The sequence below is a fragment of the Flavobacterium ginsengisoli genome, from assembly GCF_029625315.1.
Taxonomy (GTDB): Bacteria; Bacteroidota; Bacteroidia; order Flavobacteriales; family Flavobacteriaceae; genus Flavobacterium; species Flavobacterium ginsengisoli.
Map to the genome: position 1 here is coordinate 4,216,487 of NZ_CP121110.1, position 15,482 is coordinate 4,231,968.

General features: G+C 32.2%; 19 protein-coding genes. 10 read left to right on the forward strand and 9 right to left on the reverse strand.

Annotated elements, in window-relative coordinates:
* Positions 1-30 precede the first annotated feature (30 nt).
* Entirely contained in the window at positions 31-843 is an 813-nt protein-coding gene (locus P5P87_RS19800) for a UbiA prenyltransferase family protein (RefSeq protein WP_278020354.1), read from the forward strand.
* Between the two features lie 359 nt (positions 844-1,202).
* On the opposite strand, the gene P5P87_RS19805 is transcribed toward P5P87_RS19800, so the two are convergent.
* The 7 genes from P5P87_RS19805 to P5P87_RS19835 all read right to left on the reverse strand — a co-directional run bounded on the left by P5P87_RS19805 (position 1,203) and on the right by P5P87_RS19835 (position 5,367).
* Positions 1,203-1,598 (reverse strand): DUF1090 domain-containing protein, encoded by a 396-nt coding sequence (locus P5P87_RS19805; RefSeq protein ID WP_278020355.1) that lies wholly within the window; start codon positions 1,596-1,598, stop codon positions 1,203-1,205.
* 65 nt (positions 1,599-1,663) lie between these two features.
* Positions 1,664-2,119: an SRPBCC family protein gene (locus tag P5P87_RS19810; protein WP_278020356.1), complete on the reverse strand. Its 456-nt coding sequence runs from the start codon at positions 2,117-2,119 to the stop codon at positions 1,664-1,666.
* Positions 2,120-2,262: 143 nt separating this feature from the next.
* A complete protein-coding gene (locus P5P87_RS19815; RefSeq protein ID WP_278020357.1) occupies positions 2,263-3,171 on the reverse strand; it encodes a TIGR01777 family oxidoreductase in 909 nt (302 codons plus the stop codon).
* Between the two features lie 122 nt (positions 3,172-3,293).
* Complete coding sequence (locus P5P87_RS19820) at positions 3,294-3,680, reverse strand: hypothetical protein (protein ID WP_066033505.1); 387 nt, start codon at positions 3,678-3,680, stop codon at positions 3,294-3,296.
* A gap of 12 nt (positions 3,681-3,692) precedes the next feature.
* Positions 3,693-4,046, reverse strand: a complete 354-nt coding sequence (locus P5P87_RS19825) for a hypothetical protein (protein ID WP_278020358.1) — start codon at positions 4,044-4,046, stop codon at positions 3,693-3,695.
* Between the two features lie 19 nt (positions 4,047-4,065).
* Entirely contained in the window at positions 4,066-4,803 is a 738-nt protein-coding gene (locus P5P87_RS19830; RefSeq protein ID WP_278020359.1) for a YqjF family protein, read from the reverse strand.
* 60 nt (positions 4,804-4,863) lie between these two features.
* Positions 4,864-5,367 carry a GbsR/MarR family transcriptional regulator gene (locus tag P5P87_RS19835; protein WP_177211992.1) on the reverse strand — a complete coding sequence of 168 codons (504 nt, stop codon included), beginning with the start codon at positions 5,365-5,367 and terminating at the stop codon, positions 4,864-4,866.
* A gap of 329 nt (positions 5,368-5,696) precedes the next feature.
* Between P5P87_RS19835 and P5P87_RS19840 the strand changes: the two genes are divergently transcribed.
* The 9 genes from P5P87_RS19840 to P5P87_RS19880 all read left to right on the forward strand — a co-directional run bounded on the left by P5P87_RS19840 (position 5,697) and on the right by P5P87_RS19880 (position 12,515).
* Entirely contained in the window at positions 5,697-6,110 is a 414-nt protein-coding gene (locus tag P5P87_RS19840; protein ID WP_278020360.1) for a DUF1842 domain-containing protein, read from the forward strand.
* Positions 6,111-6,247: 137 nt separating this feature from the next.
* Entirely contained in the window at positions 6,248-6,916 is a 669-nt protein-coding gene (locus tag P5P87_RS19845; RefSeq protein ID WP_278020361.1) for a hypothetical protein, read from the forward strand.
* Positions 6,858-7,736, forward strand: coding sequence for a hypothetical protein (locus tag P5P87_RS19850; protein ID WP_278020362.1), 879 nt, complete (start codon positions 6,858-6,860; stop codon positions 7,734-7,736). The genes P5P87_RS19845 and P5P87_RS19850 overlap by 59 nt, the downstream gene beginning before the upstream one ends.
* Before the next feature lie 194 nt (positions 7,737-7,930).
* The gene (locus P5P87_RS19855; protein ID WP_177211995.1) at positions 7,931-9,193 is read left to right on the forward strand and encodes a cation:proton antiporter; all 1,263 of its coding nucleotides are present in this window, start codon (positions 7,931-7,933) and stop codon (positions 9,191-9,193) included.
* Between the two features lie 246 nt (positions 9,194-9,439).
* Entirely contained in the window at positions 9,440-9,571 is a 132-nt protein-coding gene (locus P5P87_RS19860) for a hypothetical protein (protein ID WP_278020363.1), read from the forward strand.
* A gap of 8 nt (positions 9,572-9,579) precedes the next feature.
* Positions 9,580-10,260, forward strand: coding sequence for a helix-turn-helix transcriptional regulator (locus P5P87_RS19865; protein ID WP_278020364.1), 681 nt, complete (start codon positions 9,580-9,582; stop codon positions 10,258-10,260).
* 378 nt (positions 10,261-10,638) lie between these two features.
* Positions 10,639-10,857 carry a hypothetical protein gene (locus tag P5P87_RS19870; protein WP_177211997.1) on the forward strand — a complete coding sequence of 73 codons (219 nt, stop codon included), beginning with the start codon at positions 10,639-10,641 and terminating at the stop codon, positions 10,855-10,857.
* A gap of 115 nt (positions 10,858-10,972) precedes the next feature.
* Complete coding sequence (locus tag P5P87_RS19875) at positions 10,973-11,683, forward strand: hypothetical protein (RefSeq protein ID WP_278020365.1); 711 nt, start codon at positions 10,973-10,975, stop codon at positions 11,681-11,683.
* 109 nt (positions 11,684-11,792) lie between these two features.
* On the forward strand, positions 11,793-12,515 hold the full coding sequence (locus P5P87_RS19880) for a hypothetical protein (protein WP_278020366.1): 723 nt from the start codon (positions 11,793-11,795) through the stop codon (positions 12,513-12,515).
* 10 nt (positions 12,516-12,525) lie between these two features.
* On the opposite strand, the gene P5P87_RS19885 is transcribed toward P5P87_RS19880, so the two are convergent.
* Both P5P87_RS19885 and P5P87_RS19890 read right to left on the reverse strand, forming a co-directional pair.
* Entirely contained in the window at positions 12,526-13,185 is a 660-nt protein-coding gene (locus tag P5P87_RS19885) for a SanA/YdcF family protein (RefSeq protein WP_198857805.1), read from the reverse strand.
* A gap of 143 nt (positions 13,186-13,328) precedes the next feature.
* Positions 13,329-15,356 carry a M3 family metallopeptidase gene (locus P5P87_RS19890; RefSeq protein ID WP_278020367.1) on the reverse strand — a complete coding sequence of 676 codons (2,028 nt, stop codon included), beginning with the start codon at positions 15,354-15,356 and terminating at the stop codon, positions 13,329-13,331.
* Positions 15,357-15,482 lie beyond the last annotated feature (126 nt).

Here is a 15,482-nt window from a genome sequence, read left to right on the forward strand (position 1 = left end):
GGTTTGTTAATAAAATATTAGATTTGGGGTATGATAGTATCAAAACGCATCTTAGATTTTTATCTAAATAGCAGTATTCATGTGGCTTTATCTTGTTACGCTCTTGTACGAATTACGTTTCATGTATTTCATATTCAATATGATGAGCCGATGGCACTTTTTGTTTTTTTTGGCACAATTGTAGGATATAATTTCGTAAAATATGATGCGCTGGTTCGCGTAAAGAAAAATCAAATAGGAACGCGACTAAAAATTATAGCCGTTTTGAGTTTTATTTCGCTGATTTTGGTTGGATATTATTTTTTCCATTTAAAGCGAATTACCCAAATTGTCTCCGTTGGAATTTTTGCCATAACTGCACTTTATACATTACCATTTTTTCCAAACCGAAAAAATGCCAGGAATTGGGCTGGCGTAAAAATTTACATTGTAGCGCTTTGTTGGGTTGGAGCAACTTTAGTTTTACCCTTAATAAATGCCGAAATTCCATTTACAACAGATTTCTTTATCAAATGTATTCAGCGATTTATATTGGTTTTTGTGTTGATTTTGGTTTTTGAAATTCTGGATCTCGCAAATGATGACCCGCATCTTCAAACCGTTCCGCAGACAATTGGCGTTAAGAAAACCAAACTTTTAGGATTTCTATTATTGATTCCGTTTTGGTTTTTAGAAGTTTTTATTTCAACGTTCAATTATCACGATGCGATTATAAATCTTATCATGGTCATTATGCTGATGTTGTTTATTGCATTTGCCAATCCAAATCGTTCCAAATATTATACTTCTTTTTGGGTAGAAAGTGTACCTATTTTTTGGTGGTTGATGATTCTTTATCTGTAAAAATATTTATGGCGTGCCCCCGATAATGCAAGCGGGCAAAATTACTTTGCGCTTATTCGCCCGCCTGTATTATCGGGGTCGGGCTATCCGCGCTACTTCGGTAGCCAGCTCCTATCCCTCACGCAACCGTAAAACGAGAAGATTCATTTTCAAAAGAAAATTTTATGAATTATTAAATTTTGGATTGCTCCAGCTTTAGCTGGAGGTAAAAAAAGTCTTCAATAAGGGTTTTAACTAAATGACAAAGTTTGGCTAACGCCAAGAAACAATCTGTCATAATTTATCCTCCAGCTAAAGCTGTAGGCAATTAAAATGTTTTTTTGAAATCTGCTCAAATCTGCTAAATCTGCGAGAGAAAATTATTTGGTTTTCTGTTCCGCCAAAGCTTTATTCAAATCTGCTTTAGCCTCATTTAGCTTTTTCCTTTTTTTGTCGATTTTTTCTTTGCTTTCATTGTCTTTAATAGCTTTGTTCAACTCGGCTGTTCTTTCATTTACTTCTTGCTGTTTCTCTTTTACTTTTTTGTCAAGATCTTTATTCACTGTTTTTGTAGTGCAGTTTTTCTTGGTTTGCGCAATAGCCTTTTCAACACCTTTTATCTGATTTTGATTTCCAGCTTTTTTCGCAGTGACTAATTTTGTATTTAATTCACATAATTTTCTTTCGCATCCTTTTAAAGTGGTGCAGTTACTTTGAGAAAATCCAACAAAAGAAATGGTAAAAAGAAGTATAGTTAATATCGTTTTTACTTTCATAAGTATATTTTTTATTTGTAATTAATTCGTTTTAAGAATAATACTTATAAAGTTAAATAATTTATCTAAACGTACTTCTCTGAAACCGCTTTTAAAATTTTATTTCTTTCTAAAAGAAAATTCGTCAAATGTTTTTTCAAAAACAAAACATCAAATAATTTTCCAAATATCCCAAACGGAGTTTTATATTGCAATTTATCTTTCATGATTGTAAAACCATTTTCTTCATCGAAAAAATGCTCATGTTTGAAAAATTTGAATTTACCTTTTTCCATTTCATCTACAAAATAATCATAAAAATTCATTGCAGTAATTCGGCTTTTGTGCGTGATATAAAATCCGAAATGTTTACCGCGCCAGGTTACCGTTTCGTTTAAATTTATTAAACCAGATGTTATTCCAGCAATCGCTTTTTCTTTTGAAGGACTAGCAGATTGTTGGTGAATATCGATATTCCTTGAGACATCAAAAACGATTTGTTTCGAAGCGTTTATTTTAGTTATGAGATTTATTGTTGTCATTGGTTTAAGTTTTTCTTTGTGTAATCTTGTCATCCCGAGGAACGAGGGATCACACTAGGAACTCCGCAATTTATATCGACAATTCTTTGTCGAGCTTCGTGTGTGATCCTTCCTCCGTCAGGATGACAAAAATGCACATTGTTTTATCGCAATAAATTTTTAAATGCCTCATCAATATCCCCAAACTTAAATTGAAAACCATTTTCCCAAAGCCGTTTCGGAATTACATTCCTGCTTTTCAAAACCAATTCGGTTTCTGTTCGAATAATAAAAGATCCGATTTCAAGAAAGAATTTGCTCAACGGAATTCCAAAAGGAAAACCAACAGCTTTTCGAAGTTTTTCCATAAAATCAACATTTCGAATTGGAGTAGGAGAAACTACATTTATAACTCCAGTCATTTCTTTTTCAATAATAAAATCAACCGCATTGGCAAAATCTTCTTCGTGAATCCAGCTTACAAACTGATTGCCATTTCCTTGTTTTCCTCCAAAACCTATTTTTGCCAAAGTCTTTAACGGAACAAAAGCACCGCCATTTTTACCTAAAACAATTGAAGTTCGCAAAGCTGTTTTTAAAGTCTTTGGAGTTTCGGTTTTAAAGAATGCTTTTTCCCAAGAAAGCGCGACATTTATAGAAAAATCATTTCCAATTTCGCCATCAACTTCATCCATTTGTTTATCGAGAGAAAATCTGTAAATAGTTGCCGTAGATGAATTCAGCCAATGTTTCGGAGGATTTTTGCAATTCAAAACCGCTTTGTTTAGAATTTTTGTGCTTTCAATTCTAGACCAAAGAATTTCTTTTTTATTCTTTTTCGTATAACGACAATCTACAGATTTTCCTGCGAGATTAATTAAGACTGAAGCATTTTCTAATTCCTTTTCCCAGCCAGTAAAAGTTCTGGCATTCCAGTTCACATATTTGATTCCGTCAATTGTATTAGATTTTCCTCTGGTTAGAATTACAATTTCTTCAAATTTATCTCTGAAATGATGGATTAAAACTTGTCCAAGAAAACCAGTTCCAGTTGCTATAATGAGTTTGTTCATTGTGTTGATTTTTTTAGCCACGAATTACACGAATTACACCAATTTTTAAAATGTGTACAATCTGCATTAAAAATAATTAGTGAAAATTAGTGAAATTCGTGGCAGATCCTAACAGTAAATAATTAAGCTTTAAAAACTAATCTTTCTTCTCTCTGAGCTTCTTTAGCTTTTCTTTTTCCTCTAAAAAAGAAATACAAATTAAAGAACAACATGATGCCAAGATAAATAGAAAATCCACCAATTTTATAACTCAGTCTTTCAATTAATTCCTGATAACTGTCTTGGTTTAATTGCAGTTCCAGAATCATTAATGCAAAACCAATATTTAAAAGATAGAATCCAGTTTCAAAAAGTTTGTTCGTCGCTTCAGCAATTTCCTCGCGGCCTTTAAATATATCTAACATAAAGATTTTTCCGTTTTTGAAAAGGGTTTTAGAAACATAATAAGTTAAAAATAAAGCGACTGGTAAATAAATTCCGTAACCAATTAAGATTTTTGTAGTTTCCATAATATTTGAATTTTAGTTGTTGTGAATTATTTTTTTAGCGTATTTGGTGATAATCAAAATGTTGAGGTAATGCAGTATTGAGATAATAAAAATTATGACAGCAGTTTTGATGCAGAGTATTTCGACCAATTGAGACGAAGAAATAATTTTTTGCCAGGAAATTAAAGTCATTGCACAATAGCCAATGTTTAAAAGGTAATAGGCTAAAAGTAAAACCTGATTAATTTTTTGGCAGAGATCGGCGTGATTTGGAATTAGTTCTAAAACAAAAATATTCCCGTTTTTATAGCAGATTTTTCCAACTTTTAGGATAATGAAAATGGTTATGCTGAGGTAAACAAAATACCCAATGATATTAAAATTCATGATTTCCCAATTTATGAGGTTAATACATCTCTTTCAGAACAGGAAGTATTTGCAATTTCCTTTTGTTCTTCACTGTAATTTTTGAACCTTGAGCTAAGAAAATGGAAGTTGGTTTTTGAGTTTGAAGAAATCCAAAATCACTTCCATAATTTTTTTCGAAATCAATATCAATTCTATGATTTACAACTTCAAATTGTTCCCATCTTGAATGTGTCACTTCATATTCAAAAGTGGTTTCTTCATCGATTTTTGTATAGCCGAAGTAATGTTCTGTAATGAATTCAGCTTCAGAATCGATTTCGATTTTACTTAAATCTTTTTTGGTTTCAATTTCAATTGTATTCCATTCTTTGTCATTCTTCCATTGATAGATAAAAGTATTCGTGTTTTGATGTTCTATTATTTCATGTCTCATTTTCTGAGTTTCATAATGTTCTTGATACAAAGTATTGGCGATAAAAGTGATAGATTTTTTAGGAACAATTTCTTTAATGAAAACTACACCACGTTTCCATTCACCGTTTTCAAAACGTTTTACATAAAATCTCAGATTCACTTCTTCAAAATCGATATGAAACGGAACTTTCAATCCTAAAACTCTGGTATTTTTAAACATAAATCCAACTAGACTGACATAACATTTGTTGTCCCAAATATCGATCTCAGTTCCTGTAGGAAGATATTTTTCTAAGATTTCAGCATCAATTTCATAATTGACAAGCGCTAAGTTTTTCCATTCTGCTTTTAAGAAGTTCATATCAATTGTTTTTAAAGTTTTAAACTTTCAGAAAAAAATGAAAGTTTGAATTAAATTTTTTTACTTCATCATTTTCATGACCAATTTTCCTAGCCAGTTATCATTGAATTCAGTCATTTTGTCTAACATATTATCTGCTTTCAAAACAAAATCGTATAATTTGGTAGTTTGATCTACAAAGTGTTTTTCTTCTGCTGAATCTTTTGCTTCAATAGTCGAAACTTCTTTTAAGATTTTCAGCGTTGGTTTAATTTCTCTTTTACTTCTTTCTCTGGAAATTTTAACCGCTAATTCGTCTAAATCTTTTTCAGCTGTAAAGAATTCTTTTCTTTCTCCAGCTTTAAATTCTTTATAGACAATTCCCCAATCCATTAAACTTCTTAAATTCATGCTTGCGTTTCCACGAGAAATTTGCAATTCTTCCATAATGTCTTCCATAGAAATAGGTTCGTTTGAAACCATCAATAAAGCGTGGATCTGTGCCATCGTTTTATTAATTCCCCATTGAGAACCTAATGCTCCCCAAGTTTGTACGAACTTATTTTTTGCTTCTTTGAATTCCATGAGTCAAATGTAAGTAAAAGTTTTTAAACTTTCAAAAATAATTGAAAGATATTTTAAAAAGAGGAATATTCTTAAAATCAGGTATTTATACTTATTTCTTTTTCTTACAATCTTCTTTACTTTGTTTTCTGTAAGAAAAGCCTCTGTCTCATTTCTCATTTTAAGCCTACTATTCGAATCTGCACTTTTGATTTGATAAAATAAACCTAAGTACTTATCTGAAATGAATTCTGAGCTGTTTTTTTAACAAAAGCGTGGAGCAGAACCCACTATAAAAAACGAGGCGCATCCGAAAAGCCTTATGAGTAGGAAACCAAAAACAACAAATTATGTCAGAATTATTAGCAGGTGCTTATTTAGCAAAAGGCACAATCGGAAATGTAGGAACACCAGGTGCTCCAATTGCGGCATTTAGTTTAGTCGTTGTTCCATCGCAACATTCTGTTTCAGGGACAGTAGTAATTACACAAGCTGTTAAAGGAGCAGATAGCCACATTGTAGTTCAAGTAAAAGGAAAGATATTTTCTACTGGGTTTGGCGAATTTACGCAGGTAGTGAGTTTGCAAGGACAATACGTTCAATCTGTTCCGCCTCCAGGGATTGGTTCTTTCTTAGCAGAATTTAATGCTCATTTAGCAATTGATAATGCTTGGAATGGCAAAGGCGGTTTCGGATATTGGAATCACGCTGTTGAAAATGTACCAGTTGCAGTTGCAAAAGAATTAAAGTCTGAGTTGGTTTAAAAAAAACAAAAAGTGAGTAACTCGGATGAATTAAATTTTCGTGTGTTATTTACAATTTGGATTTAGAGGAGCCGTCTGTAATAGGCGGCTCTTTTACATTCAATTCCCTAAAAAAAAACTTAATCAAAAAAAAACAAATGAAAAGAAAACAAGTTATAATCGGTTTAGTAGTTGTTGTTTTGATAGCAGCTGTTACACTCTTTTTTCTAAATAAGGAAAAAATAATAAACAAATATGATTCATCTTCTGGATATGCGAATGCATCGGTACCTTCGACGCCATGCGAATGTGAGTCTAGCTGGTTTCCCCATGAACAGACTCCAGCTCCAGCAGAAGGTGATGGAAGTCCGTTTGATAGCAAGACGACTACAAACTGTGATTTTCATCAATGGTCATGGCAAAAGTTTTTGTGGGTAACAAAACCTTTGCCAAGCGGAAATCCTTTCTTTTTAGATTCTTTAACTTTGGTGAGTCCTCAAATGGAAGATGTAGCACCACAGTTAGGTATAAAATTAGCGCTGAGTTCTATTAATCAGGCTGGTTCCCGTGGCATTTTGCGATCTAATCCAAAATTTAACAATGCTGCAGATACTGTTTATTATTCAATTCACGTTAACAATCTGCTAAAAGACAAGGCCGTTACGACTGCTGCGTTGATCAACAGCGGAAAATTACCGGTTTCGAATTCAGAAACATTTCCTGTTGGGGCATTAGAATTAAAAGTTTCCTGGATTAACATAGATGCAATTGCAAAAGAGCGACAAAAAAATTATTTTACAACAAAAGCTCGCTGTTTTAAACAATAAAGGGAAATATGTTGTAAGAACTGTGGCATTATTAGGTATGCACGTGGTGGGGATTGTAAAAAATCATCCTGAATTTGTCTGGGCTACTTTTGAGCATAAAGATATGGCGCCTGTCTACGATAAGAAAAACAATTCTGTAACAGCTGCAAATGAAATGTTGTTTTATGAAAAAGGAACAAGTACTGGTATAAATGGGATTAAATGGCAAAAAAGTACAGCCTCGCCGATTACTCCAAATAAGGCATTTATTCTTTATGAGTATGGTATTCCAAAAGATTTAGGTACGGGTTCGTTTATGGCAACAAGTCAGACAGAACCAGTTAACTTTAATAATATAGATAATATTAATAAGTGCGTCGCTTCTAATCTGAAAGATGTTTTTAATAATTATTTTTATAATGGTTCTATTTGGTTAGATTTTGATGGATTTTCTTCTCAAGATCAAATCAAAGCAATTGTCACTAGAGATATTTCAAGTGCACTTCCAGATTCATTAGCAAGAGGTTCGGTTAATTTGGCAAATATTACAATGGAAACCTATACGCAGACTTTCCAAAATGATATACACCAAATTAATAATACAAATTTAATTAGTTGTTTTTATTGCCATCAATCTGAAAACTTTGACGACAAAAGACCAGGTAAATCTCCATTATTCTTAAGTCATTTATTTGGAGATTATTTACTATTTACCAAACCTGCAGTTGCACTTACTGGTAAAAATGCTACTAATTCTGCTAGCTCAAGAGCAAAACGTATAGAAGAAATAGAGGCTTTGAAAGTTAAACAGTTAGAGAAATTTATTAAAGAGAAAAAGTAAAAAAATAATTTTCATATTAGAAACTAAATTATACTATTTCGATTTTATAAAGCCAAAGTAGATTTAATTTTACTTTGGCTTTTATTTATAGTAATGGTTCGAAGTTATTTAACGAATAATAAAGTTATGTTAATTCAACGCACGAAATTTTTGATTAAATAATGGTACAGCTATTTTTGTAAAAATCACAATTTATGGAATTATACTACACATTTTCGGTGCTAATTGTATTGGCATCTTTCTTCGCCTATTTGAATTTAAGATTTTTAAAACTTCCTGGAACCATCGGAATCATGATTATTGCCATGCTGGTTTCGGTTGGAATTCGCCTTTTGGGAGATTCTTATTTTCCTGCAACTACTAAGCATTTTTTTGATTTAATAAAGGAATTTGACTTCAACGAAATCCTAATGGGAGCCATGTTGAATTTTCTTTTATTTGCTGGAGCATTGCACGTAAATATGGCTGATCTGAAAGAACAAAAAGTGCCTATTATGATTTATTCTACGGTAAGTGTTGTTTTATCGGCTTTGATAATTTCGATGCTTCTATTTTATATCGCGCCACTTTTAGGAATAAAAATACCTTACATATTTTGTTTAGTTTTTGGAACTCTAATTTCTCCAACTGATCCAATTGTGGTCTTAGGAGTTTTAAAAGAAGCAAAAGTTCCAAAAAGAATAGAAACTAAAATTGTTGGTGAGTCATTGTTTAATGATGGAGTAGCAGTAGTAATGTTTGCTGTTGTTCTAAAAATGGCAACCGATCCAACATTTGATGCAACTTTTAGCTCGATCTCTTTGTTATTTATAGAAGAAGGAATCGGTGGACTTTTATTAGGAGCGGTTTTCGGATTTACAGCTTCAAGAGTCATGAAAAAAATTGACGATTATAAAGTTTCTGTTCTTATAACGCTTTCCATAGTAACAGGAGGATTTTTGGTGGCACAGGCTTTACACGTTTCGAGTCCGTTAGCAATGGTTGTTGCCGGATTGATTATTGGAAATTATGGTAAAAAAGTGGCCATGAGCGAAGTGACCAAAGATTATTTAGGGAAATTTTGGGAACTTATTGATGAGATTCTAAATGCCGTTTTGTTTTTATTTATTGGTTTCGAATTATTATTGCTTCCAAATTTAGACAAACAGTTGTTGACAGGTATTGTTGCCATTTTTATTGTACTGTTTTCAAGATTAACTTCGATTGTTTTACCTTGGAAATTCTTCGATATCTTTAAGTTCTTCGGAATTAAATCGGCTTACAATAAAGGTTCATTGATGGTTTTGGTTTGGGGAGGAATTCGCGGTGGAGTTTCTATTGCGTTAGTTCTTTCAATGCCAGAAAGCGAATATAAAAACTTGTTGCTTGAGGTAACTTATATTGTTGTTTTATTCTCAATTGTAGTTCAAGGATTAACTGTTGGAAAGTTGGCAAAAAGAGTTTTAGAGAAAGAGTAAAATTAAGTTATAAAAATAAAGAGACCTACAAAGAATATTCTTTGTAGGTCTTTTTTGTTTCTCTATTATTTAGTTTTGTTTGATTTGACAGTTTTAGATTACTTTTTGTGATTGTTTGCAATACTTTTATGTGTAAATTCGTATGCCTTATATTTTTTTTGAAAGATATAAGATACATTTTTTGTTTGCGCTTTTTTAAACAAATAAAGAATTAACCACTAAATATTATCCAAAAACAAATTAATCATGAAAGAATTCGAAAGAAAGAAAAGTGCATTTGATTTAAGTAATTATTTTTTAAATGAGCCTTTTTTAAGTCAAGTGCATGTTATAATACAAGAAAAAAAACAGATGCATCTTTTGGCGTTTACCAATTAGCAAATCAATTGAAAATTAGCAAATCTCAGCTTAACCGTAAGATGAAAAAAGAAATGAGTTTCTCGCCCAAGAAACTCATTTTGCATTATAAAATGGATCTAGCAAAGCATATTCTGAGTCAAAACAGATATTCTATAGAAGAAACAGCGTTTTATTGTGGTTTTAGCGGTGTAACTCATTTCAGCCGTAAGTTCAAGCAGGAATTTGGGATTTCTCCATTGGCATATCGTAAAAACGGACTTATAATTGTTTTTAATCCTCATGATTGGAAAATTCCTCTTAACGATGAGTGTTTTAATAAACTAATTCAATTAAAGGATGAAAATAAATGGTTTGCAAAATTGCTAATTACTATTATTGATAATCTTGATAATGAAGCATTTTCTATAGAAATGCTATCAGACAAACTTTTTATGAGTTCCTCAAATCTCAATCGGAAAGTGAAATCCTTATTTGAGTTCTCACCAGTTCGCCTCCTTCGCGATATACGTCTTCAATACGCTACCGAATTAATAGTGCTACAAAACAAATCAATAACTGAAGCCGCTTTTCTTGCTGGTTTTTTTGATGTTGCCCATTTATCTCGTGTCTTCAAGAAAAATTTTAATTGCAGTCCCAGTAAATATGAAAGCAGAACTACTTTATTCCCCTTCATTAATTTATTAAAAAAGGAATATGAATCAAATTGATAATAAGTGGCTGATTTTGTACAAGTTAAATGAGTGATTGACTTGTAATTTTGACTTATTAGAATTCAGGATTTGTACAAATTGAATCTAAGAAGCTTGTTAACTTATTCTGCAGATAAGAAAGATAAGAGTCCAAATTCAAATAAAAAAAGATAACAGAAATACCTGGTATATAATATATCCAATAAGTTACAAGAGAGACATTACTGTTACATCAAATTTTGTTTGAGTTTAAGATTTTTTTTTAGTGCTACAAATTTGCTTTAAAAGGTTATAAATAGATGTATTGAAACCCGAATAAAGTAGAGATGAAAAATGTTATCGGCAAAGAAAAAAGCCGATAGCTTAAATTAAAATTAGTAATCAAATAAGAAAATTATGAGCAAATTACATTTTTACAGAAATAGTGTCAAAGACGCTGACGGAGACGGAACTTTAGATAAAGAAGGTTTTTCTGCCGTTCTATCATGGGGAGAAGTTAAATCTGGATATACCTATGAAGTTAGAAGTGGTACAAGAGTGAGTGGAGATAGTTATCCGTGTACTACGGGAGCTACGAAAGATGGTACTGCAAAGTTTGGAAAGAAAAGTGCTTAATGCATTTTAGCGGAGCAATACCCACTTTAAAAAACGAACTGTTTGCATTCAGGAAATAATGCAGGGCGGAACCCGAAAAGCCAATGAGTAGGGACATACAAACAAATATGAAATTATGGCAACTTTTACCACAACAATTAATATTAGTCCGGCTGATGTAAAAATTTTAAAAGATCAGGGATATTCTTTATACGGATTTAAATCGGTAGCGGCTACTGGTGATGGTTCTCCTACTGTTTGGTTTAATCTACCAACAGAAAAATTATTGGGGAAAACAAAAATTACTTGGGAAGAAGAGTTTCAAGCATACAATTCGACCACTACAATTGCGCCTAAAACTAAAATTGAAGCAAGTAACACAATTGCAACTGATTTAGGACAATTAGTAACGATAGAAAAAGGTTCTGGAAATATTGAATCTAGTACAGACGGATATGATGGTGCTGTATCTTTTCTTAATAAAGATACACAGCAATTTACAGTTGGAATTAATCAATTGGTAAATGGTAAATCAAATATTTTATGTGCTTTTCCAATTTTAGGAGCTGGATCTTCAAGAGTGATTACGCCAATTACTAAAATTGCATTGATTTTTTCTACAGAGCAAATTGTAACTGCAACGGTAATTACTAAAGCAATGTCGGCTGGAGCTTTTATTAATCTTACAGGAGTAACTTCACGCGAAACTAATTATTCGATAGACTCAGGCTGGGATGCTGGCGGAGGAACGTGGCTAAAAAATTTCGATGCTTTTACAGATTTAAAAAAACTGTTAATTGAAAACACAAGTAGAGATGAAAAAGCTCTAAGTGATAAAAACAAATAATTTGTATTGATAAGTTTTATTACTCTTCATCATTATTTGGTGAAGAGTAATTTTTATATCTAGTATACAGGATTCGAAAAACCTTATTTCAACATTTAAAAAAAAGCTGATGAAATATTCATTAATAACTACGTTTTCTCAAGATACGGTAGAAATATTAAATCAAGGAAATTACACTTTATGTTGCTTTCTTGCCAGTAAAACCGAAAACCCTTCGTTATTTGTGCCTTTATGCTGGAGTATCACTAAAGATTTTTTGCAATCTGTTTTGATTGAATGGGAAGATACTCTTTGCAGTTATTTATCGACAAGTGAAATTAAAGAAAATAGCGTTATATACATACCTCAATTGGGACCGCAGAAAGGAAGCGCCACAGGTAGAAGTTCTGTATCAGGTTCAAGTTATCAAATTGAATTAAAACAACGCATGCTTATTGAAAATTCAGGTAAGGTTTCTGTTGATTCTTTAAATACTTTTGATAATGTATTAATCCAAAATAACTCAAATAATAGATATTCAACAGGAATTTCTATTTACAATAATAGTGAAGAGAAGTATTATGGAAATTGTACTTTTAACTCCTATTACGGACAGAATATTAAAATTGCACCTGTTAATAAAGCATTTTTAATGTTTACTAATAATAACATTGAAAACAATACGGTTGTTTCAATTGCCGAAAATCCTGGAATAATGGTTGATTTGACTGCAAGTGCAGATCATTCCAGAACCGTATCTTATGATATGAATAATGGTTGGAGTTCAAATGGACAAACTTGGGCAAAAAAATATCCAAGCGGTACAAATTTAAAAACTTTCTTGCTTTCTTGATTTTAGTATTTTATCGCTTATCTTCTTTAGAGTAATTTGATTCTCCATTAATATTAATTTCTCCGCCTAGAAAATGAGGTTCGCGATTTCGCAAAACATCAAAAAAGGATTTACAAATAGAAAGAGACTCTCTAAAACGAACATAATTATATCCAAGATATTCTCCATTATTAGCAGAATATCCAGAAGATTTAATGCCTAGTTTTTGTCCAATATAAATGGCACGGTTTAAATGATATTCCTGTGAAATTAAAGTTGCTTTTTTAATCTTAAAAATATGTTTGGCGCGATACATTGTTGAATACGTATCAAATCCCGCGTAATCAATAAAGATTTTCGTAGTGTCAACGCCATGATTGTAACAGTAATTTTTCATTACCGTCAATTCATCATACTCATCACGGCCATTATCTCCAGAAAGTAGAATTTTATTGATACGTTTTGCTTTCCAAAGCATAATTCCTGCATCAAGTCGGTCCTTTAAATACTTGCTTGGTTGATTCCCGTTAATTCCAGCGCCAAAGATAATTCCGACATCGTTTTTCGGAAACTTTTTTACTGAATAATAGATATGGTTCTTGGTCGAAGATTTCACATAATAATTAATAGAAACAATCGCGACCAATCCTATAATGGCAAGATAAAGAGCTATTTTAAAATATTTTTTCAAAATGTATTTTGTAAGATTAAGATTTAAAAAGGCTAAGATAGTTAAAGTAAAACCAAATAAAAAACCGAAGCATTTCTACTTCGGTTTTAAAATTTAATTCTCTAGGAAACTTAGCAACTTAGGAGCTTAGTATCTTAGAAACTCTATAATAATCCAGCTCTTTTCAATAAAGCTTCTGGCTTAGGTTCTTGACCTCTAAAGCGTTTGTATAAAACCATTGGATGTTCTGTTCCTCCTTTAGAAAGTACATTGTCTTTGAATTTTTTAGCGATTTCTTTGTTGAAAATTCCATTTTCATGGAAATATTCAAAAGCATCTGCATCTAGAACTTCAGCCCATTTGTAGCTGTAATATCCAGAAGAATATCCACCTTGAAAAATATGTGAAAAAGCGGTACTCATCGCATTTTCTTTTACATCTGGATATAATTGCGTGTTAGCAAATTGTTCTGTTTCGAAAGTTTTAAGATCTGTAATGTTTGTTGGATCTTGTCCGTGCCAAGCCATGTCTAATAATCCAAAACTTAATTGGCGTAATGTTGCTAAACCTTCTTGGAAACTCGCACTTTCTTTGATTTTCTGAACGTACTCAATCGGAATAATTTCTCCCGTTTCATAGTGATTCGCAAACAAGGCCAATGCTTCCGGTTCGTAACACCAGTTTTCCATAATCTGACTTGGCAATTCTACGAAATCCCAATAAACAGAAGTTCCCGATAAACTTGGATAAACTGTGTCGGCCAACATTCCGTGTAATCCGTGTCCGAATTCGTGGAATAAAGTTGTTACTTCATTAAAAGTCAATAACGAAGGTTTTGTTTCCGTTGGTTTTGTAAAATTACAAACATTAGAAATATGTGGTCTTTCGTTTACGCCGTCTTTTACATATTGTGATTTGAATGAAGTCATCCAAGCACCATTTCTTTTTCCTTTTCTTGGGAAGAAATCAGCGTAGAAAATCGAAACCAAATTGTTTTCGGCATCTCTTACTTCGTAAGTTGTAACTTCTTCGTGGTATTTATCAATGTCAAAAACCTCTGTAAAAGTTAAGCCGTATAATTTTTTGGCAACTGTAAAAGCACCGTCTAAAACTTTTTCTAATTGGAAATATGGTTTCAGTTTTTCATCATCTAAATTAAAAAGCTGTTGTTTTAATTTCTCAGAATAATAAGCACCATCCCATTTTTCTAATTGCTCGATTCCGTCTAATTCTTTCGCGAAAGCAGTTAATTCAGCAAATTCTTTTTGAGTCGCTGGTTTAGCTTTTGCCAATAAATCATTCAAGAAAGAAAAAACTTTTTCTGGGCTTTCGGCCATTCTTTCTTCTAGAACAAAATGTGCGTGTGTTTTGTAACCTAATAAATTGGCTCTTTCGTGACGAAGTTTTGCAATTTTCAGAACATTTTCCTCATTGTTGAATTCGTTATTCTGAAATGCTTTTGCTCCAAAAGCAATCGCCATTTTTTTGCGCAGTTCGCGATTATCAGCATAAGTTAAAAACGGAATATAACTTGGATGGTCTAAAGTGAAAATCCAGCCTTCTTTTTCCTGATTTTTGGCTAATAATCTAGTCGCTTCGATTGTTCCTTCTGGCAAACCAGATAAATCTTTCTCATCGGTTAAATGTAATTCGAAGTTGTTGGTTTCTGCCAAAACATTTTCGCCAAACTGTAAACTCAATTTTGATAATTCTTTGTCGATTTCTCTTAATTGGTTTTTCTTGTCTTCTGGCAGGTTGGCTCCGTTTCTCGAAAAGCTTTTGTATTTTTTATCTAATAAAGTAGTTTGTTCGGGATTCAGATTTAAACTTTCTTTTTGATCATAAACGGCTTTTACTCTCGCAAATAAATCTGCATTTAAGCGAATGTCATTTCCAAATTCTGAAAGTAAAGGCGAAACTTCCTGCGCAATTTTCTGCATTTCGTCATTCGTTTCAGCCGAATTCAAATTGAAGAAAATGCTAGAAAGACGATCTAAAACATCACCAGAAAAATCCATTGCTACGATTGTGTTTTCAAAAGTCGGCGCATCTGGATTATTTACGATCGCATCAATTTCGGCTTTAGCCAAAGCAATTCCTTCATTGAAAGCCGGAACATAATCTTCGATTTTAATTTGCGAAAAAGGCGCTGTGTTATGTTTGGTATTGAAATATTGTGTTAATACGCTCATTTTTTTAGTTTTCAGTCTCAGTCCCAGTTTTCAGTATGAAAAAATGAGACTAAAGAGTTGTTTTTTTAGTTTTCAGTCACAGTCTCAATTTTCAGTGCTCACTGTGACTGAAAACTGAGACTGAGA

What these genes read in the sequence shown, in the direction of transcription:
- P5P87_RS19815 (WP_278020357.1), bottom strand. Translation starts at nt 3,171, where the DNA reads ATGAACAAACTCATTATAGCAACTGGAACTGGTTTTCTTGGACAAGTT.
- P5P87_RS19835 (WP_177211992.1), bottom strand. Translation starts at nt 5,367, where the DNA reads ATGGAATTCAAAGAAGCAAAAAATAAGTTCGTACAAACTTGGGGAGCA.
- P5P87_RS19825 (WP_278020358.1), bottom strand. Translation starts at nt 4,046, where the DNA reads ATGAATTTTAATATCATTGGGTATTTTGTTTACCTCAGCATAACCATT.
- P5P87_RS19840 (WP_278020360.1), top strand. Translation starts at nt 5,697, where the DNA reads ATGTCAGAATTATTAGCAGGTGCTTATTTAGCAAAAGGCACAATCGGA.
- P5P87_RS19805 (WP_278020355.1), bottom strand. Translation starts at nt 1,598, where the DNA reads ATGAAAGTAAAAACGATATTAACTATACTTCTTTTTACCATTTCTTTT.
- P5P87_RS19880 (WP_278020366.1), top strand. Translation starts at nt 11,793, where the DNA reads ATGAAATATTCATTAATAACTACGTTTTCTCAAGATACGGTAGAAATA.
- P5P87_RS19810 (WP_278020356.1), bottom strand. Translation starts at nt 2,119, where the DNA reads ATGACAACAATAAATCTCATAACTAAAATAAACGCTTCGAAACAAATC.
- P5P87_RS19875 (WP_278020365.1), top strand. Translation starts at nt 10,973, where the DNA reads ATGGCAACTTTTACCACAACAATTAATATTAGTCCGGCTGATGTAAAA.
- P5P87_RS19800 (WP_278020354.1), top strand. Translation starts at nt 31, where the DNA reads ATGATAGTATCAAAACGCATCTTAGATTTTTATCTAAATAGCAGTATT.
- P5P87_RS19820 (WP_066033505.1), bottom strand. Translation starts at nt 3,680, where the DNA reads ATGGAAACTACAAAAATCTTAATTGGTTACGGAATTTATTTACCAGTC.
- P5P87_RS19890 (WP_278020367.1), bottom strand. Translation starts at nt 15,356, where the DNA reads ATGAGCGTATTAACACAATATTTCAATACCAAACATAACACAGCGCCT.
- P5P87_RS19860 (WP_278020363.1), top strand. Translation starts at nt 9,440, where the DNA reads ATGAAAGAATTCGAAAGAAAGAAAAGTGCATTTGATTTAAGTAATTAT.
- P5P87_RS19855 (WP_177211995.1), top strand. Translation starts at nt 7,931, where the DNA reads ATGGAATTATACTACACATTTTCGGTGCTAATTGTATTGGCATCTTTC.
- P5P87_RS19870 (WP_177211997.1), top strand. Translation starts at nt 10,639, where the DNA reads ATGAGCAAATTACATTTTTACAGAAATAGTGTCAAAGACGCTGACGGA.
- P5P87_RS19845 (WP_278020361.1), top strand. Translation starts at nt 6,248, where the DNA reads ATGAAAAGAAAACAAGTTATAATCGGTTTAGTAGTTGTTGTTTTGATA.
- P5P87_RS19830 (WP_278020359.1), bottom strand. Translation starts at nt 4,803, where the DNA reads ATGAACTTCTTAAAAGCAGAATGGAAAAACTTAGCGCTTGTCAATTAT.